Raw genomic sequence first — 22,402 nt, forward strand, 5'->3', positions numbered from 1 at the left:
TGATGGGCGAACGCGCTTCGACCCTAAAAACTAAAAAACACCAATGCAATAATAAAAAACCAACGTAATGCATCATCCCGTAGGAGCGATTCGAGATCGCCCGCCATACCCTGCACCTAATAATCCAGACACCGATACTTTACGAGGCTGTCTGGATTTTTTTCTTCATCCCGCCATTATTATTTTTCTTTCTTTTGCTAAAGTTTTCTTTTATAATGACGATAAGTATAACAAGCAGAAATATCACAAAAATTCAGACAAATTTTAATAAAATAGATTATTATATAGAGGAGGTAAAGTCATGAAAATATCATTAGGCAATAATCCCGCTGTTCAATCCAAAATTGGTCAGGATACCGCCACAGAATCAGCCCGTCGTGTTAATTCTGAAAACAAAAAAATTCCATTGCTAAAACAGACAGCACCGATATTTCCAACAGTCGAAGTGCATCGTTTGAAGACAGTCGGGTTGCCACTGCTAAATCAGCCATTTTGTATGACGTCACCGTCAAAGATTCAGACCGTTTAAGCGAGCTTAAAGCTGCCGTTCAAAACGGTACCTATCACGTAGCCACCAGTGATCTGGTTGATGCGATTTTAAAATAAGTTCCCGGCCCTTTGAAGCAGTCGGGAACTTGATTCGAGGAGGCTTAATATGCTTGAAACAACAGAATATCAAGAAACACTCGATAGTTTTTATAACTATCTTTTCGGGGTTATTAAGCTTCATCGTGACACCATACCCAAACTCAAAGATGAGTTGATGCTGATTCAGAGCAATAGCATCGATGAGCTAAATGATAACCTTAATCATCAGCAGCTATTTTTATATCAGATTAAAACATTTGATCAGGATGTTACCGCCTACATGGAAAAGCTGGGTGTCAGTGGAGAAAACATCTCTGAAGTAATTAAACAGCTGCCCGAAAAAGAACAAAAACGATTTGAAGAATTGCTGGCCGAATTTAAAGAAACAGCCAAAGAAATGCAATTTTATAAAGATAAATGTAAGACCTTGCTTCAGACAAAACTGCATACCGTCAATAAAAGTATTGCTCAGTTTAAAGCAAAACAGGATAAAATGACGTATGGCGAAGATGGAAAAGAAGAGGGTAGTGTCAAACTTCCCAGCGCTTTTGAAAAGAGTGTTTAAAATAGATTAAGGAGAAATGATATGACCGCAACATTTGTATCATATAACATAGCCAGCCGGGCCATGGATACCAGCCAGGCTAGCATTAATATTGTCGGAAATAATATTTCCAATGTTAATACCGAAGGATACACCCGCCAACGGGTCGATATTGTGTCGGTGACCACCAGTGGAAAGGTTGAAAAATATGCAACACCAGTGGTTTCAACCGGCCTTGGCTCCAAAGCCACCGGTACCACTCAGCTTCGTGACCCTTATATTGATGCCCGGTATCGCAATCAGAATTCCGAAAACAACCGCTATGAAACCATGGTTAAGGGTCTTAGCAACCTGGAAGATGTCTTTGATGAAGCCTCGGCCGAAGCCCTTCAGGGGGAATTGTCCAGCTATATTAACGACCTTCAGAGCTTATCACAGACACCAACCAGCTCGGACATTGCCCAGGTAGTGAGGTCCGCTGCCGAAAAAGTCACCCAGATGCTTAACATGTATGCCAATCAATTGGATGAAATTCGTACCGAGCAAACCGAAAACCTGGAAGTGACCGTTAAAAGTGAATTTAATACATATGTTAAAAATATAGCAGCGCTGAATGAACAGATCCAACGGGAAGAGATTTATGGCAATACACCCAATGAACTGTATGATCAGCGCAATTTGCTTATTGATAAGCTTTCAGAGGTTTCTAACGTCAAAGTTAGCATGTCTCCCGCTGATCGGATTTCGGAGAACCTCTCCATTCCTCATTATCGCATCACCATTGAAAATCCCAGCGGTGGCGAGCCAATTCTGATTGTCGATAATGATAAATACGCCGAAATGAGTCTGGATGCTACCACCGATCCCCTTGATGTGAAACTTTCAATTACGGATACTGTTGGTAATCTAAGAGATGATGCCAATAGTCTAGTCTCCGACGGTAAACTTGAGGGCTATTTAAGCATTATCAATGGCAAGGGCAGCTTTGCCAGCGCAACTGAAAATGATGCCAAGGGTATTTATTACTATAATGAAAAGATTGATATTTTCGCCAAACAGTTCGCCGATACCATGAATAAATTAAACAGTGAAATTTATGAATCGGATGGATCAGGCGGATATGTGCTCAATGATTATAGCACGGATCCCAAGAATCTCTTTACCGATGCGTCAGGTACCTCAACAGCAAATCTGACCGCCCGAAATATTCAGGTTTCAACGGCCTGGCTCAGCAACCCATCTTATATTAATACCACCCGTAAGCCCGTGATTGATCCAACTCCGACTGGCTATGAAGCAACGCCAGCTGGTTCGGACAATGTGCTGCGAATGATTGAAAATATGAGCAGTAAAATTGACTTTAAGGACAGTGATGGTAATACCATTTTAAGTGGAACTTTTAATGAATACATGACCAGTGTGGTTAGTGAAGTAGGTACTGATGTGGAGTTATATACCAATTTCTCTAAAACTGCCACTAACGTGTTCCAGACCATTTCCGATGCCAGAGACTCGGTTTCTGGGGTTTCACTCAATGAAGAAGGAATCAACCTTTCAGCTTTCCAGAAGATTTACGGAGCAGCGGTGCGGTATTTTAACGTACTGGATGAAAATCTCGATACGATTATTAATCGGATGGGTGTCTGATTACCGTAAAATGAAAACAAATATAAAACGATTATAACAGGAAGGGGAGTGAAATTATGCGAATTACCTATCGAATGATGACCTCAAAATATTCAACCAATTTAAATAGTTTGTCATCAGATCTGGATAAACTGAATACCCAGGTGGCAACTGGACGAAAATATGCCAAAACCTCTGAGGATGTGTCTTCGGCAGTACGGGGGTATCAGATCAGACGGAATCTGGCTAAGGTAGAGGGATATCAGGATAATATTAAACATGCTGATGGATTTTTAACTAACTCGGAAACAACTTTAGGTCAGATTGAATCATCGCTGGCAGAAGCCACTGATAAAATATTGCAGGGGATGAATGGCACGACCAGTGAAGGGGATCGAAAAATAATCGCCTCTGAACTGCGAACCATTCAAACCCAACTACTTGAAACACTAAACACTGATGTGACAGGTATGTATCTTTTTGGTGGTACCAATAATCAAAAACCGTTTAGTTTGGATTCATCAACTGGGAAATTACAATATAATGGGGTTAATCTTGATGATTTGGTTGAAGGCTCGTCTGAAGCCAATAAGCTTGAGAATGACAGTATGTATGTGGACATTGGTCTCGGGGTCAAATTTGACGAATCGACTGGAGAAGTTGATCGCAATTCGGTGTTTAATTATTCCTTTCCAGGTTTGAGTATTGTGGGAATGGGAAAAAATTCAACCGCGATATCAGGAGAAGATGTATCGAATAACCTCTATGATCTTTTGGGTCGGGTTGCGACAGAGTTTGAAAAGGAGAATGATCAATATTCTTTTGATAAGGTCGACAGTCTATATGGCTTGTTTAAAGAAAACAGCTTAAAGGCATATCAAGCAACGACAGAGATTGGTGCCAAGACTCAATACTTGGAATTTATGTCAAATCGTTACGAAACCCAAAATTTTAATCTGGAAGAACGTCAGACCGAAGTTGAAGGCGTTGACGCTGCTTATACTTATATCGCTTTTCAGAGCCAGAAGGTCGCTTACCAGGCGGCTTTGCAGATGGGAAGTAGTGTAGTACAGCAGTCGGTCTTCGATTACATGTCTTAAGTTGTAGAGGAAGGAGGATAACATGGAACAACTGATTACTATTGAAACTGTCCCAATAAAGATTGAATATGTTGAGAAAGAGTCGCTCGCACTATCATCAGTCCATGCTTTCGATGGTAAAGCTGATCATAATAAAGCTGAACAACCTGCTCATGTGCAACCGATTCGGATTAATTTACAGGATTCTTTTGTCCCTAGTTCAAGCTATAATTGGGATAATTCGACGTATACGGCAACTGCCAAGATAGGCGATGACGGTAATTTAAAGCTTAATATTCAAATGGAAGATGGCGATTCCCGGGCGATCCGTTTTACCCAGGCTAATCGGAGTATAAATTCAATGGCACGCAAAATGAAAAGTGAATTAAATCCTGAATATGCTAATATGGAACTGAGCATTCCGTTAGCAGCATTACCAAGTGGGATGCCGACAGTTGATAATTTTAACTCCGAGTTTATGCCTCCCGATCTGGAGTTAGTCGTTACCCAACGGGCGGATGTGGTCATCAAATATGTTGGTGGACCAATTTATGTGCCGCCCAGTGCTGATCCCAATTATAAGCCGCCGCTGGGATTTGAACAGCAAAGGAACATGTCGGCGGCACCACTGCTGGATGAAAAAGTATAATGCTTGACAAATAAAATTATATAAAAAGAAAAACTGTTGTGCCTCGAGTTTATATGAAGCAGAGTTTGGTTTTTCTTTTTTTAATTGACTGTCTATCGGTTAGTATTTCCACATAAATCAGTACTAATCTATTAATCGTACTTACTTCATTCTACACGCTTTTGCGAAAAAAATTAAAATGAAAGAAAAACTTCTAAAGTAATAGTTCTAAAGTAATAGAAAGAACAACCGATAATTAATACAACAAAGAAAAAGTATATGTTATTAAAAAGCCAACAAAAAACTTTAAAAATACAAAAAAAGTTTCTAAAGTAAAAGACAGCTTGGCCGATATTAATAACAAGAGCGAAAGAGCTTAAAAAATTTGGCAGGCCTTGCGTACGAAGGAAAGCCTAAACAAAATTCCCAGGCCGAGGGTATCGGTCAATAAAAAAACGGAGGAAAAAACAATGAGAATCAATCATAACATCGCAGCACTAAATACTTACAATAAGTTAACAGCTAACAATGCGGCTACTTCAAAATCACTGGAAAAATTATCATCAGGTTTAAAGATTAACCGAGCTGGCGATAACGCCGCGGGTTTGGCAATTTCAGAAAAAATGCGTGGCCAGATTAGAGGTTTGGATCAGGCTTCCACAAATGCCAGTGACAGTATTTCATTAATCCAAACTGCAGAAGGTGCTTTAAATGAAACTCACTCCATTCTTCAAAGAATGAGAGAACTGGCTGTTCAATCGTCAAATGATACCAATACAGCTACAGATCGTGACGAAATTCAGAAAGAAATTAACCAGTTAACTGATGAAGTTGATCGAATTGCCAATACAACTGAGTTCAATACCCAAAAATTATTGGATGGATCTAAAAAAGGATTGGTAGAACAGGCTGATTCAACTGCGGTACTTCAAAATAATAGCGGTACTACCTTCACTTTGGGTACGGTTGATGCAGATATAGGAGCTAGTTTTACGGTTACCCTTACTGCAACCAACGAGTCAACTGGCTTTGCTGTTGGTAATTTTGACAAATCTGTAGTAGGAGGGACAGCTGCATCCTTATCCTTTACCGATAATTCAATCACTTATGATGGGGATACTATTGATTTATCAGCTGGTACATTAAAGGATTTAAAAGCTGGAGAAAGTATCACGATTTCTGTTAAAAAAGAGGTTCTTGCCAATACAGATGTTACAGACGCATTAACAATGCAGATCGGTGCAAATAGTGGCCAGAGTATCCTTGTTGGTATTAATTCAATGAAATCGGATGATTTGGGACTAAGAAATAGTGACGGTACAGCTTTAGATCTTTCCAGCTCTAAATTAGCGACTGGTGCAATTACTCAGATTAACAACGCCCTTGAATCAGTTTCAGCTGAACGATCAAAACTTGGTTCAATTCAGAACAGATTAGAACATACCATCAACAACCTGGGAACTTCTTCTGAAAACTTAAGTGCAGCTGAAGGACGAATCCGTGATGTTGATATGGCTAAAGAAATGATGGAATTCACTAAGAATAATATCCTTTCTCAAGCTGCTCAGTCAATGCTGGCCCAAGCTAATCAACAACCGCAGGGAGTTCTGCAACTGTTACAATAATCAATACGCAAAAGTAGCTAATGCCAATAAGAGTCAGGGAATCTTTTCTCTGACTCTTTTTTAAATACTTGAGGTGATGAATGAAAATATCAGCATGTATGATTGTAAAAAATGAAGAAGAAAATATAAGAAAATGCATTGAGAGTTATAAAAGTTTTGTTTCAGAAATCATAGTCGTCGACACCGGTTCAACTGATTGTACTGTGCAGTTAGCAAAGAGCTTAGGAGCAGAGGTATTCCATTTTGAATGGGTAAATGACTTCGCGAAAGCGAAAAATTATGCACTAGGCAAAGCTACAGGTGATTGGATCATTTTTCTGGATGCAGATGAGTATTTTGATTTGGAAAAAAGTAAAAATATCCCAAAGATAATTAAGAAATTAAGTCGAAAAAAAGCAAAGCTAATCGGATGCAAAATGATAAATATTGACAAAAAATCAGGTGAAATAGTAGGTACATTTTTACAAACCAGAATATTTAAGAAAGAAAAATCAATTTATTATACGAATTCGATTCATGAAAGGCTACACTCCGATGAAAAAGATGTTAAAGTAGTATACCTTCCTCAAAATGAATTGGTGATTTTTCATACTGGCTATTCAAAAGAACTAATTAATGAAAAGGCCGAACGTAATTTAATAATGCTTCTTGACGAAAAAGAAAAAAATCCAACTGACTCAACAGTTGATTACTTTTTAAGTGATACGTATATTTCTTTAGGTAAATATGAAGAGTGCATCACACATGGGAACGCATATTTAAAAAATAGAATCAATATGACGGGCTTGAACAGTAAAGTCTATCAGAATATTATTACTGCAATGATAAAGTTAAAAAAAATTGGGGGGAGATTGAAGTACCCTTACAAAAGGCATTGGCAGAGTTTCCAAATCACCCGATGTTTCATATGTTTTTGAGTGAAAAATATTTTAATGCCAAGAAATATGAAGAAGCATTAAATAATTACAAGAATACATTAAGAATGCAAGAGCATTATACTGATATTGAAATAAATTTCCTAGAAGGAAAAATCCACGAAATAGAACGCCCAATCGCATATTTGTATTATTATAAAAATGACGAAAAACTCGCAATCGAGTATTATATAAAAGCACTTAAACGAAAAAAAGACTATCTTCCGGCCTTACGTGAGTTAATCAAGCTGACTGAAAACAATGATACCGTAGAGACAATTGCGACATTTAACGATCTTTATGATCGTAACAATCTAGAAGAAATGCGTCTGTTAGTTGAGGAATTGACCAAACAACGAAGTGGGAAGCTTCTAGCCTATTATGTTGCCCATATGAATAGTCAGTTTGGACACCAGGATTTTTCAATGGTGATTATGCTTTTGGCAAATAAAAAATATGAGCAAGCATATAGACAGTTTTATGAGGCATACAAAATCAATTACGAGAATACCTATGCCAGACTGGCAGTCGTCGCCGCACTCTTAATGAATGATAAAGTAGCTTTGTTAAATCTGGCAAATCTGGTTAAACCGTCTTTTAAAAGGATAATAGAAGCATTGGTTCTGGGGAATGATGAGGTTTATTTGTACAAAGAAGATCTTAAAGACTTTTTTGATATTTTCAGTGAGCTGATCAAATTAAAAGAGGACAATTACTTTGATTGTTTGATAAATCTGAAAGATAACTTTGTAGATGAGATTTTGGGGATTGAAACAGCAATCGGCAATATTTTTAAAGACGAAGGCAATTATGATAAAGCAGTGGAAATGTATATGGAATCCATTAGAATTTGTCAGGCCAATGAACAACAAAAAAAGGAACTAAAATCGCTTTATTTTATGATTGGTTATTGTTATTATAAGTGTAAGAGTATGCAAAAGGCTTTGGATTATTTTGATGTAGCTATTGAGACTGGTTATTTGGAAAATGATATTCGAGAGTTTGTCACATGGATTATTGATCAGACGGAAGATGGTAAGCTAAAGGGTCACGCTCAAAAACTAATCGATCAATTTGACAATGATAAATTGCATGTTTTAGAATAGTATTTTAGAGGAGCAATTGATGGAAATCGATCAAAAGTTAAAGGTATTGTCAAATATGATCGCTGACACTGATTTTTCAAAAATCGACTTTGGATTCATCGACTTTGAAAATACAGATGAATATATAAAAATAAAAAAAAGCAGATTTATCTTGATTTTAATTGCGTAATTCCTTCAGAAGACCAGGCATCGGACTCGATAATTGAGCAATTAGAAATTGCCATACAGATTTTGATCAACCAAGGTTATACTTTTATCGTTTATTGTTACGACGAGACACAGCATGACTTCTGCAAAAAATTTGTGGAAGTTTTTAAAAATGAGGCAATCATTTATGTTAAACAAAACAAAAAAGGGAAACGGGAATTCAGAAACTTCATTGAGTCAGGCTTGTCAATTGTAATGAGCGATCAATTTCTCTTCATTGCCCTGCTATGTGGAAAACCATTTGTGGCATTACAAATGAATGAAGAGATATCAAATAAATTAGTTAGTATTAATGAGAATTTCTTTATCAATTCCAACGAGCTGAATGCTGGTTCTATTGTTGGTAAAATAAAAAATATATCGGTAAGTTATGAAGTGCGAGAAAAACAAATATCACTGATATTTGAAGAGCGTGAAAGTTTATATGAAAATACCAATAATAAAACCAGAATTAATGGAGAAACGGATATAACAGTGGATTTACCAGATCAAATGATTGGCAAAAATGATGATTTTAGATTATGGCAACAAAAAATAATAGAAAATATTCAAACTTTGATAGAGCAGGGATTATTAATAGAAGCAAAAGAGATTGTCAATGAATATGAGAAAATAAATACTGATGATATAGAAATTTTCGCCATTAAAGGGGTTATAACTATGATGGAAGGAAATTTGGATGAATCTGAAAGTTTATTTAAGCAAGGGCTTGATATTGACGCAAATCATTTCGATTTAAATTTTAATATGGGTTACCTATATAGTTTGAAAGAAGAAAAAGATACCGCTAGGAGCTATTATGAAAAAGCGCAATGCAATGCTAAAACAAAATCTGAATTGAATGAAGTTACTATCATTATTAGAGAACTATAAAAAGTAGATTTTGATTATGCGAAATAAATTTGAGTATTTTGGAAAAATCGGTAAATTATTTTAGATAGCAAAAGGTGTTAAGATATGAAGGTTGTAATACTAGCAGGTGGACTTGGTACTCGTATTAGTGAAGAAAGTCATTTGAAGCCAAAACCAATGATAGAAATCGGTGGAGCACCCATTTTATGGCACATAATGAAATATTACTCGTACTTTGGTTATAACGATTTCGTGATATGTTGTGGTTATAAAGGTTATATTATAAAGCAGTATTTTGCTGACTACTATCTTCACAGATCAGATGTAACTTTTGACTTTTCTAAAAATAACTGCATGACAGTCCATAATAATGTGGCTGAACCTTGGCGGGTTACTGTGGTAGATACTGGTCTAGAAACACAAACCGGAGGAAGGATAAAAAGGATTCAGAAGTACACTGGCAATGAAACATTTTTAATGACATATGGCGATGGTGTTAGTAATATTGATTTGAATGCATTAGTGTCAAAACATCATGCTTCAGGAAAAGTAGTGACGCTTTCAGCAATCCAACCCGGAGGGCGATATGGTGTTTTAACGATTGGTGATAATGATGATTCAGTGATCGGCTTTCGAGAAAAAGCCCGTGAGGATGGGGGCTGGGTTAATGCTGGTTTTATGGTTATGGAGCCGGAAATTTTTGATTACATCGATCACGATAACACCGTATTGGAAAGAGAACCATTAGAAAAACTAAGTTTGGATGGAAAGCTTGGCGTTTATAAGCATCATGATTTTTGGCAGTGTATGGACACCACTAGAGATAAAGTTCTTTTAGAAAACCTATGGGAAAAGAATAAAGCCTTATGGAAGATTTGGAATAATTGATAGATTCTTTTTCAAAAAAGTATTATGATGGAGGTATAACAATTGTCACTACCTAAAATTAGTGTGATTATGTTGACCTATAACCGGGAAAACTTAGTCGGACGAGCAATAGAGAGTATACTAAATCAATCATTTTCTAATTTTGAGTTTATTATTGTCAATAATGGTTCTACAGACCAAAGCGGAGCAATTGCTGATAAGTATGCATCAAAGGATTCACGTATTAGTGTTATCCACTGTCGAAGGGGGAACATTGGAAGCGGGCGAAATATTGGATTAGATGTATCTAAAGGTGAGTATATCTCTTTCATTGATGATGATGACTATGTTGATCCGGATTTTTTAGAGTTTTTATATAATCTTGCAGTTTTAAACAATGCAGACATATCTATTTGCGGTTCATTTATAGTTGGATTTGATAAAATTAAGAACGGTTATGTGTTCGATAAGATGTATATTATGAATGCAATTCAAGCTACAGAAGAATTCTTGAAAAGAAAACTATACAGCGCTGGAATGCCGATGAAACTTATTCACAGATCGTTACTCAATAATATTCGTTTCTTTGAAGATAATGTATATGAAGATATTAGAACAACATATCGTTATTTCGCAAACGCAAAAACAGTGGCGGTACATGGAGTACCTAAGTACTATGTTTTTCGTCATGCTGGGAACAACTCAGGTACTGCAACAAAATTTAATATGATGAATTCGGAACAATTGTATGAATACCTCTTAGCTTTTAAGGAGAGAACAATATATATAAGTGAGTTATTGCCTGAGCTAGGTGATTTTGCTCTTTATAGTGAATGGTCATACATGATATCGATGATAGAAAAAATACATAGATTTGAGCTGTTGAATTGCAACGGACCTTTGGCGTTTATGCGCGGTGAGCTAAGAAGAAACTGGGATGAATTCTATAATGGAAAATATATAATGGAGTTTGAACAAAAATGGATGAAGAAGTATGTAGAATAATTAAGAGTAATGGAAAAGGCCGTATCATCACTTCAGGTAATGTCATTATTGATGTGCATCCGACAGCTGAAATAGAGTTAAATGCAAATTTAAGCTTAGGTCATAATATTAGAAAAGGCTCAAATGCAGAAACATATTTAAAAATGCATGCGAATTCAGGACTCACTATTAATGGTTATTTTAGGGCATTTTATAATACAAGCATAGAAATATTTTCTGGAGGAGTATTAACTCTTTCAAACGCATATGTCAATTCTGATTGTGTTATAGCATGTACAAAGCATGTTTCAATTGGTAATGGTACAGCTATTGCACGCGGTGTTTATATCTATGATAGTGATCATCATAAATTAATCGGTAAAAGTGGTGAACAAACCAATCTATCAGCACCAGTTATAATAGGAAACCATGTTTGGGTTGGTGTTGGAGCCATTATTTTAAAAGGTGTGACAATTGAAGATGGAGCTGTAATAGCAGCGGGTGCAGTTGTTACACATGATATTCCAGCTGGCTGCGTTGCGGCTGGAAACCCCGCAAAAATAATTAAAGAAAAAGTTGATTGGAGGTAACTTATCACGAACACTGTTAGAACATTGGAAAAGAATAAATGTACTGGATGTGGAGTATGTGAAAATGTTTGCCCAAAAGGTAATATCTCCATGGAATCAGATTCTGAAGGATTTTTATATCCCGAGATAGATGTGATAAACTGCATTAGCTGTGAAATGTGTGTTACACATTGTCCGGTTATTAATCCACTGGAAAGCACAGAAAAATTAAAAGAACTGAAAGCTTACGCAGCTTGGTCTCGCAACAAGGAAATTAGGTATAATAGTACGTCGGGAGGTATATTTTCAGAACTTGCTCATATGATAATTCTACAAGGTGGTTATGTTGCTGGAGCAATTTACGATGAGAATCTCTTAGTTCATCACCATATTAGCAACTGTAAAGACGACATTATAAAACTAAGGCAGTCAAAATATGTTCAAAGCAAAACAGGAAAAATATATGCACGCATAAAAAAAATACTTGATGACGGCAAACTTGCCATGTTTGTTGGCTCACCCTGCCAAGTATCTGGCTTGAATAGATTTTTAGATAAAGAATATAAAAATTTATTAACTTGTGATTTTATATGTAGAGGAGCAAATTCTCCTAAAGCGTATTTGAAGTATCTATTAAGTCTTGAAAATAAGTTTGGTTCAAAAGTCGAAAGGGTTTGGTTCAAAAACAAAAAAAACGGTTGGAACAAATTTTGTACAAAAATTGAGTTTGAAAATGGACAGGAATATTATGCAGACAGATATACTGATCCATATATGAAAGGTTATTTGAAATATAACCTTTTCATCCGTCCTTCTTGCTCACAGTGTCAATTTAAAGGTTTGCCAAGATACTCAGATATAACACTTGCTGATTATTGGGGTGTAAATTTAAGAGACGAGAATGTTGATATTGAACAAGGTATCTCTCTTATTATTATAAATACAAAAAATGGGAAAGCAAATTATGATTTATTAATAAAAAGGATATTTCGAAAAGAAAGTGACTTAACTGATGCATTAAAAAATAATCAATGTGCAAACGTATCAATTAAACATGGAATATACAGAGATAAATTTTTTGAGGAGATAGATGAGACTGATTTTATGGAATTAATAAAAAATATTTCAAAGGAAAGAGAAAAATAGCTAATGGAAACTAATCAATTAATATTAAAAAGAAGCGGTATAGTTATTACATTAAGATGTACATTAAAATGTAAATTATGTGGTGGTTATGCGCCGTACTATAAAACGCCCCCACACTATTCTTATGATTATATTGCTGATACCATAGATAATTATTTCGGAGTTATTGATAAAGTAGGAGATTTTTCGATAACTGGTGGCGAACCCTTGCTTCACAAGGATTTAGGTAGAATACTAAATAAAACAATGGAGTATTCAAGTCAGATAGGTAGAATTTTAATACTTACAAACGGTACAATGCTTTTTTCTGATGAAGTTTTAGAAATTCTTCAGAACCATAAAGATAAGCTTCATGTAACAATTAGCAATTACGGTTTTTTATCAACTAGAGCTGACGAATTAGAGAACAAATTAAAGATCCTTGACATTTCTCATCGAGTAATTAAATACAGCGGGGAGAATCTATTTTGTGATGGTTGGGTCGATTATGGCGATCATTCTAGAAAGCACTTCACGCAAAAAGAAACTGATATAAAAGGGAAAAAATGTGCAATTAGAAGTAGAGATGTTTCGATAATATTAAACGGTGAATTACACAGCTGTGGCCGTTCTTTTAGACGTATGGAACTTGGAATAATACCAAAAAATAAAAATGAATACGTTGATTTGCTAGACAGTAATACTACAATAAATGAAAAAAAAGATATTATATCACTTATGTTTAGATCCGATAGCACAACATCTTGTGCATATTGTAATGGTTTGTGTGAGGACTCAGAACGATTTCCTCCTGCTGAGCAACTGATGGAGGAAAAATAAATGGAGTTGAATTTAAAGGGGACAGGTTTAACAAGTACATTAAGATGTTCTTTAAAGTGCAAGTTATGTTGTACATTTTCACCTTATTATGACCCAGCGCCGCATTTTCATAGCAAATACATCGAAAAAGAAATTGTCAAATATTTCGAAATTGTAAATCATGTTGAAAAATTTACAATATCTGGGGGAGAACCCTTTTTACATGAAGAACTTTATCTAATAGTTGATAAGATATCCCTGTATTTTGGTCAAATAGGGGTATTAGAAATTATAACAAACGGTACTATTTATCCAAGTGATGAATTAATTAGAGTACTTATTAAATATAAAGATAAAATGACAATAATGATTGATGATTACGGAGCACTTTCCAATAAAATAACGAATATAAGATCATTGTTTGATGAAAAGGGAATAGATTATAGAGTTAGAAATTACAATGGTGACAATTTGCATTGTGGAGGATGGGTTGATTTTCGTGACTTAAGCAGAAAACACTTTTCAAATGAAGAAATACAAACGAAATATGAAAAATGTGCATATCCAGGAAAACTCCAATTTTGCTTTTCTATTATGAATGGTGAAATACACCCGTGTATACCTTCACGGAGATGTATGGAACTTGGCATTATAGCTAAAAACAAAGAAGAGTATATTGATTTATTTGATGGGTCTATTTCAATTGAAGAGCAAAAACAGAAATTTTATAATATTTTAAACGGAAAATCATTGACAGCTTGTGCATACTGTAATGGGCTATGTGATGATTCAGAAAGATTTGTACCAGCAGAACAGCTATAGATAAGGAAGATAATTTATGAATACAGAATTAAAAATGAAAAGATGTGGTATAATAATTACCTATAGATGTAATTTAAAATGTAAATTGTGTACTGCTTACTCCCCATATTATAAAAAACCGCCTCATTTTTCTTATGAAAGTTTGGCATTGTCAATTGATAAATATTTTTCGATGGTATCTTTTGTTGATAAGTTTACTGTTTCAGGTGGTGAACCTCTAATACATGATGAATTAGAGAAAATAATGAAACATTTACTGGAGTATTCAAATCAGATTGGAACAATCGAAATTATTACTAATGGTACAATTGTACCAAAAATCAGTTTTTGAAAGTAATAAACGGATGTGAAAAAATATCGTTTTTAATTGATGATTATGGAGATCATTTGTCCACTAAAATAAGCAGCCTAGAAGAGTTATTTAGTAAAAATAGGATCAATTATTCAGTAAGAAATAATAATGAAATAAATGCTCACTGCAATGGTTGGATTGATTTTGGAGATTTCACTCAAAAGTGGTTTGCACAAGAGGATATTGATGGGATTTTTAATAAATGCGCAATACCTCAAAAAATGAACTTTTGCTTTACAATAAAAAATGGTGAGATTCATCCTTGTGGACCTTCTTACCGCTGTATGGAGCTAGGAGTAATACCAAAAAATGAAAACGAGTTCATTGATTTACTTAGTGAAAATACTACTGTAAATCAAAAGCGAGAAAAATTGATAGATATTCAAAAATGCTCTTCGTTAACTGCCTGTAAATTTTGTAATGGTATGTGTGAAGATTCACCTCGATTTCCACCTGCGGAACAACTAGATTGAAGGATAGATAATAGATATGCCAAAAATTACAATATTCACTCAAGCATATAATACCGAAAAGTACATTGAAAAATGCATAAAAAGTGTATTAAATCAAACGTTTGCGGATTTTGAATTTATATTAGTTGATAACGGATCAACTGATAAAAGCAAAAAAATAATTCAAAAGTATGCAGAATTGGATAGTAGAATTGTATATATTCGTCATGATATAAATAAAAAAGGATTTTGGCCACAATACGCTAAAGAAATGACTAAAGGAGAATATTTTACAAATCTGGATTCTGATGATTGGTTTGAAAATTCGTTCTTAGAAACTTTGATTGATTTATCGGAGAAATACAACCTTGACATGGCAATCGGAGGAACAAAATTCCATTACTTGAATAATAATAAAACTAGTTACAGAATATCTAAAGAGGAGATGATATTAAATAAAACTGATATTATAAATAATTTCAGTTTTATTTACCAATTTATCCGAACAGTTTGGGGAAAAATATTAAAAACGGAAATAATTAAAAATACTGACTATAGTGATTTCTATAAAGTTGCTGGATATGGTTATGGTGGAGATACAGCATTCTGTATAGACAGTCTATATTTAGTTGAAAAAATGGGTGTTACTGATAAAGTGCTTCATAACTATATCGTGCATAGTAAATCAACATCATATGATTATAATAAAAATAGAATTCTTTCAGATGTATTTCTTTTCGAAAAAGCTGAAAATTTTCTTGCGTCTGGCGGTTCAATTAAGGATGAAAGCTATTTGTTTCTTTTTAGTGTATATTTCTATGCAATAAAAGACACAATAACAGTCCTTTTAAATTCGCACATATGCACACTAGATAAATTAAGCAACTTGAAAGATATTATATATAATACAAGAATGCAGGAAATGATTAATTCTGAATATGTAAAATCAGAAACTAGAATTCTATTTAATCAAATTGGTAAATGGTTACTATCTCAAGAAGAAGTTCAGAATAACGAAGGTTTAGATTTGGCAGCTACTATACTTGCGGGAATGCGTCTATATCCTAATGAGATTAATGGTTGGGATGAAAAAATGATATTCATTCTTCTGATAAAAATCAAAGAAAACCTTTCAAAAATGAACTTGTCCAAAGATGCTGACGTGGCAATTTTATGCATAACTTCAAAGCTACCTTTGCTTCGTGATTTGAACGCAGATTTTCTGTCTTTTTTTCGAGAAATAATTTTCCATCTACTAGATGATGATGAAATCGAAACTCAAAATCAAATTTATAACGTTATATCAAAAGGAATAGATATACCCGATGAATATTTTGAGTCATTTATATCATTAGGTATGAATTTATCAGCGAAAATGGAGCAAGCGGACAGTTTTATATTTTTTAAAAAGCAAAAGATATCATTATATATTGATAGAGGTCAATTTACCGATGCATTGAATGAACTAGCTGATTGGGATGAAATATTACCGGATGATGTGGATTTTGAGAATATGAGAAAGAGGTTAACCAAATGACTAAATTTCTAATTTATGGTCACGGTGGGGCCTATAATCATGGCGCTGAAGCAATAACTAGACAAACAATCAGTTTGATCCGTAATAAATATCCAGAATCTGAAATTATTCTTTCAACTCATTTTCAGCAACAGGATGAAGATTTTAGAATTGACGCAGATATTCTGACAAGTCCAGATGCAAAACTTTGGGAAAAAGAAAAAAGTGAATCTCCGGAAAAGAAAAATGAAATTGCACGTCAGATGTATGCAGAAGCCTTATCTTACATAGACTCAAATACAACTCTTCTGTCGGTCGGTGGTGACAATTATTGTTATCCTACGTGGCATCGTCTTGCAGTATTTCAAGAACGGGCAAAAGAAACAGGGGCGCATAGCGTGCTTTGGGGATGTTCGATAGAACCTGTAGCTGTTTCAACGGATATGATAAAGGTATTAAATACTTATGATTGTATTTTAGTCCGTGAAGGTCTTACTGAAAATGCGCTTCGGATACATAGAATTAAGTCAGAGATAGTATTATTACCCGATATTGCTTTTGGCCTCAAACCAGAATTTTATCAGATAAAAAAAAGCGCGCGTTCACTTGTTGGCATAAACTTTAGTCCGCTTATTGAGAGGCGGGAGAAAAAAACTGGCATCATTTTAGAGAACATGAAAAAACTTGTGAGGTGTATTTTAAATGAAACAGATTCCGAAATAGTCCTCATCCCTCATGTTATAATGCCCATGGATAATGATATAATGGCACTAAATAAATTGTACGATTCGTTGTTGGACGAGGAAAAAAGAAAAGTGATGATTATTGATGAAAATTTAACTGCAAGTCAGTATAAATATATCATAGCTTGCTGTGATGCGTTTATTACTTCGCGAACACATGCGTCTATAGCCGCTTATTCGTCTGGTGTGCCATGCCTTGTGATAGGTTATTCGATTAAATCAAAAGGTATTGCTATAGACTTAGGTATGGGTGAGTATATTGTGAATGTCAAAGACATTCTGAACTCTGAAATTATTGCAAGCTATTTCAGAGCATTGTGGTATGAGAGAAGTAAATTAAAAGGTCTGTTGACCAATAAAATGAAAAGTTACAGGGAAATACTGGAATTGTATAACAAATATTGCTGAGCTAATTTGCGATAATGATAAACTGGGCGAGAATGAGAAGTTGATTAAAATGAATAAAAAAAACTCTTTATACAATATCATCCTTGTAATATTTTTACATACGCTGCGAACTCTAAGTGCGTTCAGAACATTTCGAAATCAAAATAGCCGATCCCCGACATCATTCCCCTCTGCTAAATTAAGCAGGGAGACATAAATATTTACCACAATCTGAAACAACTCAGGGGGAATTTCCTGGCCCATTTGGAGCTTTGACAGCAGGGTCGCGGCAGAGTCATCGTGATAAATGGGGATGCCATTTTCTTCAGCGACGTTTAATATATTCTGGGCGACAAAACCCGTCCCGGCGGCAACAATCACCGGAGAATTGTTTTTTTCCGGATCATAGCGCAGGGCGGTTACCTTGAGCGGTTTGTTCGGATCAGATTGATCGTTGTTGTTATTTTTTATCTGGCCGTCCTGAATATGGACGGCCTTTGTTTTTTTATTTTTAGATGGTGACATCGAGTCCTACCTTTCGAAAAGCCAGTTTGGGAAATCGCTGCAGGATGGTTTGGCTTTGGGTGTATTCGCCAACCCCATAACCAGCCAGGGAATAACCCTGTTCTTCAACGATGGTTCTTAATTGTTCACGGGTGGATTTTAAGGTTTCCACCACCGGGGGGCGGGTGATTTGATATTGAGGGTAATATTCTTATCACGGGCCAGCAACTCCACCTCAAAATTGCCATAACGGTCCGATTGGATCGTGAAAAAGATATCAGTGGCGTTTTCGGCCTTTCCTTTTTCACCTTTTTTTGCGGGGTCTTTATCCACAAAAAATTCACCGTAGGAGTTTTCATCCAGAAACCGCAGTGGAATTAAAAAGTGCATAATCGTCAAAATCGGGCTTTCGTTCCGAACCATGGTTTCTAACAGGCTGTGGGCTGAATTGATGATTTTACTGGAGTTATTTTCATCCAGGGCCTGTTCCAGCAGTTGCGCCAGGGCCACCTTTTCACCTTCACCAGGATTTCGGGAAGAAGATTCCAGCCGTTCGGCTAGAATCTCGGCCTCTTTAGCATGACGAAAAAGCTGGTTTTTCATTTCTACAATATCACTGTCGGTTAAGTTGGAAAGCGGCTTTAAAGCCTGGGAAAACCGCAACACTGCTGCTTCAAGTTGTTCGGGATTACCTTTGTCATAACGGACAATATGATCGATGATGGTGGCCACCGACTGATAGGTTTTATCGCTATAGGCTTGCGTCTGCAAAATCTGCCGCAGGGTGGGGATGGTTTCATTTTTAAGCAGCTGCTGGATTTCCTGGTAGTTGAGGTTTTTAGATTGTAACAGAGTCTCAATCCGGGCCAGACGTTGTTCAAGTTGATCACCCAGTTTACCATTTTGGGCAGCCTTTAAATTGATCAGGTTTTGTAGCTCCTGATTGGGTTGTTCAATTCCGTTTGATTTACTTAATACCGCTTCCAGTTTAATCAGTTGCTGTTCAAGTAGTGCCCGTTCTTTGGAAGGAAGGGTCATCAATAAGCGGCTGCTTTCCAAAAAATCCCATTAAGGGTCTGGTTGCGATTCACATAGGCATCATAATGACGAAGAATTGATACGATGGCATCCTTTAACTGGGGGTAACCTTCCAGTTTAGCCAGTGATCGTAGACTGTCAAAAAAAGTACCCTTAAAGATCGAGTCGGTTTTATCCCGCAGCAGCAATTCACTGAGGAGATCCTGGGAATTAATAAAAATACCATCCAGAATTTCTTTGGGAATGGCACCGGCGGACGATTCAAAAAGCTCAGATATCAGCACTAGCTTGCGCAGGGCATCGGCTTCAGCAGTGGTGCTGTTCATCAGCGGTTTTAATATTTCTTTTTGTAAATTTTGAAATAGGGTTTCCCGGAAACTCTCCTTTTGGTAGTTTTCTGACACCGGTTCTATTTTTACAGCGTTATCAAGGTTATTGATGTCAAAAATAGAATCACTGGGGGTATGTTTACTGGGTATATCGGTGACTTTGGGGGTGGAAACGGTAGAGGTAATTTTGATACTATCCAACAGAGAGCTCCTTCCAATTTAAATAACATTTGTAATGTGAGAAGTGGCAGTGTATTTATGTTAGTTACGATTATACTGTATTAGCAAAAGATAATCAATCATTTCAGTAGCTATTTCGGGTAAGATCAGAAATGATAAAGTTTTGACCGATTTTCAAACGTCTTTTTATTATACTAAGGATTCATGGGATTTAGTCGATATAATATGTGACAAATAATTAATACGGGACATTTACAGAAAATGGGTTGTAAATGTTGATAAAGTCTGCTAAACAGGGGTATATTAATAGCGATCAAAAAAATAAAGTGCATTTAGCTTAAAAACCCGATATAATAAAATAAGCCAAAAATTTCGTGTATATAAAGGATGGACAAAATGAGTAATTATGATTCTGGAAATGATTCCATTTTAGAGATGTATATTTTTGAATCGGAAACCCTGCTTGATCAATTAGAGGAAATATTACTTCAATCTGAGGACAATGCGGAACTGACACCGGATGACATTAATGAAATCTTCCGGATTATGCATACCATCAAAGGGTCTTCAGCCATGATGGAATTTGACATGCTGGCGCATTCTGCCCATAAGTTGGAGGATCTGTTTTTCGTTATCCGGGAAAACGGCATCAAACCGGAGGACTTTGGGGATTTGATGGATCTGGTACTTAATTTCTCCACCTTCTTAAAGGGAGAAGTTGAAAAGATCAAGAACAACGAGACCCTGCTGGATGAAAACGAAGAACTAACCGGTGAAACAGATGCCTTTTTAAATCGAATTAAAGGCTTGGTGACGGAAACCCCTGAACAAGCCCAGGCGCAAGCGATGGAAAACCAATCAGATGATGAATCAATCACATTGGCAGCGGCTATGGAAGATGATTTGTTTGGCGATGTGAATTTTGATGAGACCCGAAACGATGCAGATACGGATCATGAAGTGAGCCTTTCAAGCGACGACAAGCCCCATGTTTACTGTATTCATACCCGCTTTAATGAAGACTCACAGATGGAAAATATCCGGGCCTTTATGCTGGTTAACAAACTGGAATCCATTGGCAAGGTCTCAAAAACAGTTCCAGAGCAACTCAATAATAATCCTGAGGCTGCTGGCATTATTCTCAAGAACGGCTTCTTTTGTCATGTTGAAACCACGGCCGATAAGGAAACCATTGAAAATATTGCCCTGAGTATTTTATCAGTTAAAAGTATCGAATTTTTGGATTGTGCCCAGGAAGAAATTATCGAACCAGAAATTGAAGCAAAACCGGAAGTTGTTGAGACTGGGAAAAAGACACCTGAAAAGGTGGTTGATGCCAATAAACAAAAAAATAATGTCCAGAATCTGATCAGTGTTGATCTGAATAAGCTTGATACCCTGATGAATCTGATCGGGGAGATTGTTATTACTGAATCGATGGTTTTTGGCAGTGTCGGTATGGAAGGCAAGCGGGATGAAAGCTTTGAAAAAGCTTCCACCCAATTGCAGAAACTCACCGATGAGCTTCAGGATATCGTTATGTCCATTCGGATGATTCCCATTTCGGGCACCTTTAAAAAAATGCAGCGAATTGTCCGGGATGTGGGCAAGAAGTTAAAAAAAGAAGTGGAATTTATTACCATGGGTGAAAGCACCGAGGTTGACAAAACCATCATCGATGGTATTGCCGATCCACTGATGCATCTGGTTCGAAATGCCATGGATCACGGTCTTGAAAGTGCGGCAGAGCGAATTGCCGTCGGTAAGAACCCAGTGGGCAAGGTTATTCTATCGGCCCAGAATGTGGGGGGCGATATTATTATTTCGGTTAGTGATGACGGCAAGGGGCTGGATCCGGCCGGGATTCTGGAAAAAGCTAAAGAGAAAAAGCTGCTGGTTAAACCCGAAGAAGAGTATTCTGAAAAAGAAATTCTCAATCTGATCATGGCGCCCGGCTTCTCTACCAAAGAGACCGTGACGGAGTTCTCTGGTCGTGGGGTTGGGATGGATGTGGTTAAGAAGAATATTGAAAAGGTTGGGGGCTCTATTTCCATCGAAAGTGAGAAAGGTTCCGGCACCAATATCTTCCTGAAAATTCCCTTGACCTTATCAATTATTTCCGGCATGGAGGTTCTGGTAGGGGAGGATATTTATGAAATCCCCATCAGCAATATTCGGGAAACCTTTAAAATTACTGCTAACCAACTGATTAAAGACCCGGATAATAATGAAATGGTCATGATCCGGGGGGTATGCTACCCGCTGATTCGTCTCCATGATATTTTCGAGGATAAAAAATGCGAAACCCACATTGAAGATGGGATCCTGATGTTAGTGGATTCAGGCGACACCTTTGCCTGTTTGTTTATGGATGATCTGATCAAGAAACATCAGATTGTCGTTAAGCCGATCCCTAAATATTTAAACCATTATTCAATTAAAAACTCGGGGATTGCCGGCTGTACGATTCTGGGAAATGGGAGTATCAGCCTGATTGTTGATATCCCGGCGATTTTAGACCATTATTGAGAAGCGTTCAATAAAAA

The 22,402-nt window shown here is 36.3% G+C and carries 26 protein-coding genes; 22 read left to right on the forward strand and 4 right to left on the reverse strand.

The features are described 5' to 3' along the window. Positions 1 to 301: 301 nt before the first annotated feature. The 21 genes from CHL1_RS05190 (at position 302) to CHL1_RS05285 (ending at position 17,826) form a co-directional block, all read left to right on the forward strand. Positions 302 to 529 carry a hypothetical protein gene (locus CHL1_RS05190; RefSeq protein WP_250935015.1) on the forward strand — a complete coding sequence of 76 codons (228 nt, stop codon included), beginning with the start codon at positions 302 to 304 and terminating at the stop codon, positions 527 to 529. After that, entirely contained in the window at positions 493 to 606 is a 114-nt protein-coding gene (locus CHL1_RS18480) for a flagellar biosynthesis anti-sigma factor FlgM (RefSeq protein ID WP_420840486.1), read from the forward strand. Before CHL1_RS05190 ends, CHL1_RS18480 begins: the two co-directional genes overlap by 37 nt. A 49-nt stretch (positions 607 to 655) precedes the next feature. Next, entirely contained in the window at positions 656 to 1,153 is a 498-nt protein-coding gene (gene flgN / locus CHL1_RS05195) for a flagellar export chaperone FlgN (protein WP_250935017.1), read from the forward strand. A 21-nt stretch (positions 1,154 to 1,174) separates the two neighbouring features. Next, a complete protein-coding gene (gene flgK / locus CHL1_RS05200) occupies positions 1,175 to 2,779 on the forward strand; it encodes a flagellar hook-associated protein FlgK (protein WP_250935019.1) in 1,605 nt (534 codons plus the stop codon). Between the two features lie 56 nt (positions 2,780 to 2,835). Continuing rightward, positions 2,836 to 3,858 (forward strand): flagellin N-terminal helical domain-containing protein, encoded by a 1,023-nt coding sequence (locus tag CHL1_RS05205; protein ID WP_250935021.1) that lies wholly within the window; start codon positions 2,836 to 2,838, stop codon positions 3,856 to 3,858. Positions 3,859 to 3,880: 22 nt separating this feature from the next. Continuing rightward, entirely contained in the window at positions 3,881 to 4,486 is a 606-nt protein-coding gene (locus CHL1_RS05210) for a hypothetical protein (protein WP_250935023.1), read from the forward strand. Between the two features lie 449 nt (positions 4,487 to 4,935). After that, complete coding sequence (locus tag CHL1_RS05215) at positions 4,936 to 6,090, forward strand: flagellin N-terminal helical domain-containing protein (RefSeq protein WP_250935024.1); 1,155 nt, start codon at positions 4,936 to 4,938, stop codon at positions 6,088 to 6,090. 80 nt (positions 6,091 to 6,170) lie between these two features. After that, on the forward strand, positions 6,171 to 7,007 hold the full coding sequence (locus CHL1_RS05220) for a glycosyltransferase family 2 protein (RefSeq protein ID WP_250935026.1): 837 nt from the start codon (positions 6,171 to 6,173) through the stop codon (positions 7,005 to 7,007). Next, positions 6,998 to 8,110 carry a hypothetical protein gene (locus CHL1_RS05225; protein ID WP_250935028.1) on the forward strand — a complete coding sequence of 371 codons (1,113 nt, stop codon included), beginning with the start codon at positions 6,998 to 7,000 and terminating at the stop codon, positions 8,108 to 8,110. The genes CHL1_RS05220 and CHL1_RS05225 overlap by 10 nt, the downstream gene beginning before the upstream one ends. 19 nt (positions 8,111 to 8,129) lie before the next feature. Next, positions 8,130 to 8,279, forward strand: coding sequence for a hypothetical protein (locus tag CHL1_RS05230; protein ID WP_250935030.1), 150 nt, complete (start codon positions 8,130 to 8,132; stop codon positions 8,277 to 8,279). 134 nt (positions 8,280 to 8,413) lie between these two features. Further along, positions 8,414 to 9,190 carry a tetratricopeptide repeat protein gene (locus CHL1_RS05235; RefSeq protein WP_250935032.1) on the forward strand — a complete coding sequence of 259 codons (777 nt, stop codon included), beginning with the start codon at positions 8,414 to 8,416 and terminating at the stop codon, positions 9,188 to 9,190. Between the two features lie 84 nt (positions 9,191 to 9,274). Beyond that, the gene (gene rfbF, locus CHL1_RS05240; RefSeq protein WP_250935034.1) at positions 9,275 to 10,057 is read left to right on the forward strand and encodes a glucose-1-phosphate cytidylyltransferase; all 783 of its coding nucleotides are present in this window, start codon (positions 9,275 to 9,277) and stop codon (positions 10,055 to 10,057) included. 42 nt (positions 10,058 to 10,099) lie between these two features. After that, on the forward strand, positions 10,100 to 11,041 hold the full coding sequence (locus CHL1_RS05245; RefSeq protein WP_250935036.1) for a glycosyltransferase family 2 protein: 942 nt from the start codon (positions 10,100 to 10,102) through the stop codon (positions 11,039 to 11,041). Further along, positions 11,017 to 11,610 (forward strand): acyltransferase, encoded by a 594-nt coding sequence (locus tag CHL1_RS05250; protein WP_250935038.1) that lies wholly within the window; start codon positions 11,017 to 11,019, stop codon positions 11,608 to 11,610. The genes CHL1_RS05245 and CHL1_RS05250 overlap by 25 nt, the downstream gene beginning before the upstream one ends. 24 nt (positions 11,611 to 11,634) lie before the next feature. After that, positions 11,635 to 12,735 carry a Coenzyme F420 hydrogenase/dehydrogenase, beta subunit C-terminal domain gene (locus CHL1_RS05255; protein ID WP_276520475.1) on the forward strand — a complete coding sequence of 367 codons (1,101 nt, stop codon included), beginning with the start codon at positions 11,635 to 11,637 and terminating at the stop codon, positions 12,733 to 12,735. A 3-nt stretch (positions 12,736 to 12,738) separates the two neighbouring features. Continuing rightward, a complete protein-coding gene (locus CHL1_RS05260; protein ID WP_250935075.1) occupies positions 12,739 to 13,554 on the forward strand; it encodes a radical SAM protein in 816 nt (271 codons plus the stop codon). Next, positions 13,555 to 14,355, forward strand: coding sequence for a radical SAM family protein (locus CHL1_RS05265; protein WP_250935077.1), 801 nt, complete (start codon positions 13,555 to 13,557; stop codon positions 14,353 to 14,355). It abuts the gene before it with no gap. 16 nt (positions 14,356 to 14,371) lie between these two features. Next, entirely contained in the window at positions 14,372 to 14,686 is a 315-nt protein-coding gene (locus tag CHL1_RS05270; protein WP_250935078.1) for a radical SAM protein, read from the forward strand. A 56-nt stretch (positions 14,687 to 14,742) separates the two neighbouring features. Then, on the forward strand, positions 14,743 to 15,180 hold the full coding sequence (locus CHL1_RS05275; RefSeq protein WP_250935080.1) for a hypothetical protein: 438 nt from the start codon (positions 14,743 to 14,745) through the stop codon (positions 15,178 to 15,180). A gap of 16 nt (positions 15,181 to 15,196) precedes the next feature. Next, positions 15,197 to 16,696, forward strand: a complete 1,500-nt coding sequence (locus tag CHL1_RS05280) for a glycosyltransferase family 2 protein (protein WP_250935082.1) — start codon at positions 15,197 to 15,199, stop codon at positions 16,694 to 16,696. Continuing rightward, positions 16,693 to 17,826, forward strand: a complete 1,134-nt coding sequence (locus CHL1_RS05285) for a polysaccharide pyruvyl transferase family protein (RefSeq protein WP_250935084.1) — start codon at positions 16,693 to 16,695, stop codon at positions 17,824 to 17,826. Before CHL1_RS05280 ends, CHL1_RS05285 begins: the two co-directional genes overlap by 4 nt. A 138-nt stretch (positions 17,827 to 17,964) precedes the next feature. Here CHL1_RS05285 and CHL1_RS05290 read toward each other — a convergent pair whose 3' ends face one another. From CHL1_RS05290 to CHL1_RS05305, 4 genes are read right to left on the reverse strand one after another with little or no spacing between them, the layout of a single operon-like run. Continuing rightward, positions 17,965 to 18,330, reverse strand: coding sequence for an EscU/YscU/HrcU family type III secretion system export apparatus switch protein (locus CHL1_RS05290; protein WP_250935094.1), 366 nt, complete (start codon positions 18,328 to 18,330; stop codon positions 17,965 to 17,967). Then, positions 18,317 to 18,481 carry a hypothetical protein gene (locus tag CHL1_RS05295; protein ID WP_250935095.1) on the reverse strand — a complete coding sequence of 55 codons (165 nt, stop codon included), beginning with the start codon at positions 18,479 to 18,481 and terminating at the stop codon, positions 18,317 to 18,319. Before CHL1_RS05295 ends, CHL1_RS05290 begins: the two co-directional genes overlap by 14 nt. Then, positions 18,469 to 19,368: a hypothetical protein gene (locus CHL1_RS05300; protein WP_250935097.1), complete on the reverse strand. Its 900-nt coding sequence runs from the start codon at positions 19,366 to 19,368 to the stop codon at positions 18,469 to 18,471. The genes CHL1_RS05295 and CHL1_RS05300 overlap by 13 nt, the downstream gene beginning before the upstream one ends. Then, positions 19,347 to 19,877 carry a hypothetical protein gene (locus CHL1_RS05305; RefSeq protein ID WP_250935098.1) on the reverse strand — a complete coding sequence of 177 codons (531 nt, stop codon included), beginning with the start codon at positions 19,875 to 19,877 and terminating at the stop codon, positions 19,347 to 19,349. Before CHL1_RS05305 ends, CHL1_RS05300 begins: the two co-directional genes overlap by 22 nt. 375 nt (positions 19,878 to 20,252) lie before the next feature. Between CHL1_RS05305 and CHL1_RS05310 the strand changes: the two genes are divergently transcribed. Continuing rightward, positions 20,253 to 22,385 carry a chemotaxis protein CheA gene (locus CHL1_RS05310; RefSeq protein WP_250935100.1) on the forward strand — a complete coding sequence of 711 codons (2,133 nt, stop codon included), beginning with the start codon at positions 20,253 to 20,255 and terminating at the stop codon, positions 22,383 to 22,385. Positions 22,386 to 22,402: the final 17 nt, after the last annotated feature.

Origin of the sequence: Acetobacterium wieringae (genome assembly GCF_023700225.1) — a bacterium.
GTDB classification, from domain to species: domain Bacteria; phylum Bacillota; class Clostridia; order Eubacteriales; family Eubacteriaceae; genus Acetobacterium; species Acetobacterium wieringae.

Excerpts from the sequence above, each read along its gene's own strand:
- CHL1_RS05190 (WP_250935015.1), top strand. The coding sequence starts at position 302 with ATGAAAATATCATTAGGCAATAATCCCGCTGTTCAATCCAAAATTGGT.
- CHL1_RS05250 (WP_250935038.1), top strand. The coding sequence starts at position 11,017 with ATGGATGAAGAAGTATGTAGAATAATTAAGAGTAATGGAAAAGGCCGT.
- flgK (WP_250935019.1), top strand. The coding sequence starts at position 1,175 with ATGACCGCAACATTTGTATCATATAACATAGCCAGCCGGGCCATGGAT.
- CHL1_RS05215 (WP_250935024.1), top strand. The coding sequence starts at position 4,936 with ATGAGAATCAATCATAACATCGCAGCACTAAATACTTACAATAAGTTA.
- CHL1_RS05310 (WP_250935100.1), top strand. The coding sequence starts at position 20,253 with ATGAGTAATTATGATTCTGGAAATGATTCCATTTTAGAGATGTATATT.
- CHL1_RS05280 (WP_250935082.1), top strand. The coding sequence starts at position 15,197 with ATGCCAAAAATTACAATATTCACTCAAGCATATAATACCGAAAAGTAC.
- CHL1_RS05225 (WP_250935028.1), top strand. The coding sequence starts at position 6,998 with ATGTTTTTGAGTGAAAAATATTTTAATGCCAAGAAATATGAAGAAGCA.
- CHL1_RS05260 (WP_250935075.1), top strand. The coding sequence starts at position 12,739 with ATGGAAACTAATCAATTAATATTAAAAAGAAGCGGTATAGTTATTACA.
- CHL1_RS05220 (WP_250935026.1), top strand. The coding sequence starts at position 6,171 with ATGAAAATATCAGCATGTATGATTGTAAAAAATGAAGAAGAAAATATA.
- CHL1_RS05210 (WP_250935023.1), top strand. The coding sequence starts at position 3,881 with ATGGAACAACTGATTACTATTGAAACTGTCCCAATAAAGATTGAATAT.
- CHL1_RS05270 (WP_250935078.1), top strand. The coding sequence starts at position 14,372 with ATGAATACAGAATTAAAAATGAAAAGATGTGGTATAATAATTACCTAT.
- CHL1_RS05290 (WP_250935094.1), bottom strand. The coding sequence starts at position 18,330 with ATGTCACCATCTAAAAATAAAAAAACAAAGGCCGTCCATATTCAGGAC.
- CHL1_RS05230 (WP_250935030.1), top strand. The coding sequence starts at position 8,130 with ATGGAAATCGATCAAAAGTTAAAGGTATTGTCAAATATGATCGCTGAC.
- flgN (WP_250935017.1), top strand. The coding sequence starts at position 656 with ATGCTTGAAACAACAGAATATCAAGAAACACTCGATAGTTTTTATAAC.
- CHL1_RS05265 (WP_250935077.1), top strand. The coding sequence starts at position 13,555 with ATGGAGTTGAATTTAAAGGGGACAGGTTTAACAAGTACATTAAGATGT.
- CHL1_RS05205 (WP_250935021.1), top strand. The coding sequence starts at position 2,836 with ATGCGAATTACCTATCGAATGATGACCTCAAAATATTCAACCAATTTA.
- rfbF (WP_250935034.1), top strand. The coding sequence starts at position 9,275 with ATGAAGGTTGTAATACTAGCAGGTGGACTTGGTACTCGTATTAGTGAA.
- CHL1_RS05285 (WP_250935084.1), top strand. The coding sequence starts at position 16,693 with ATGACTAAATTTCTAATTTATGGTCACGGTGGGGCCTATAATCATGGC.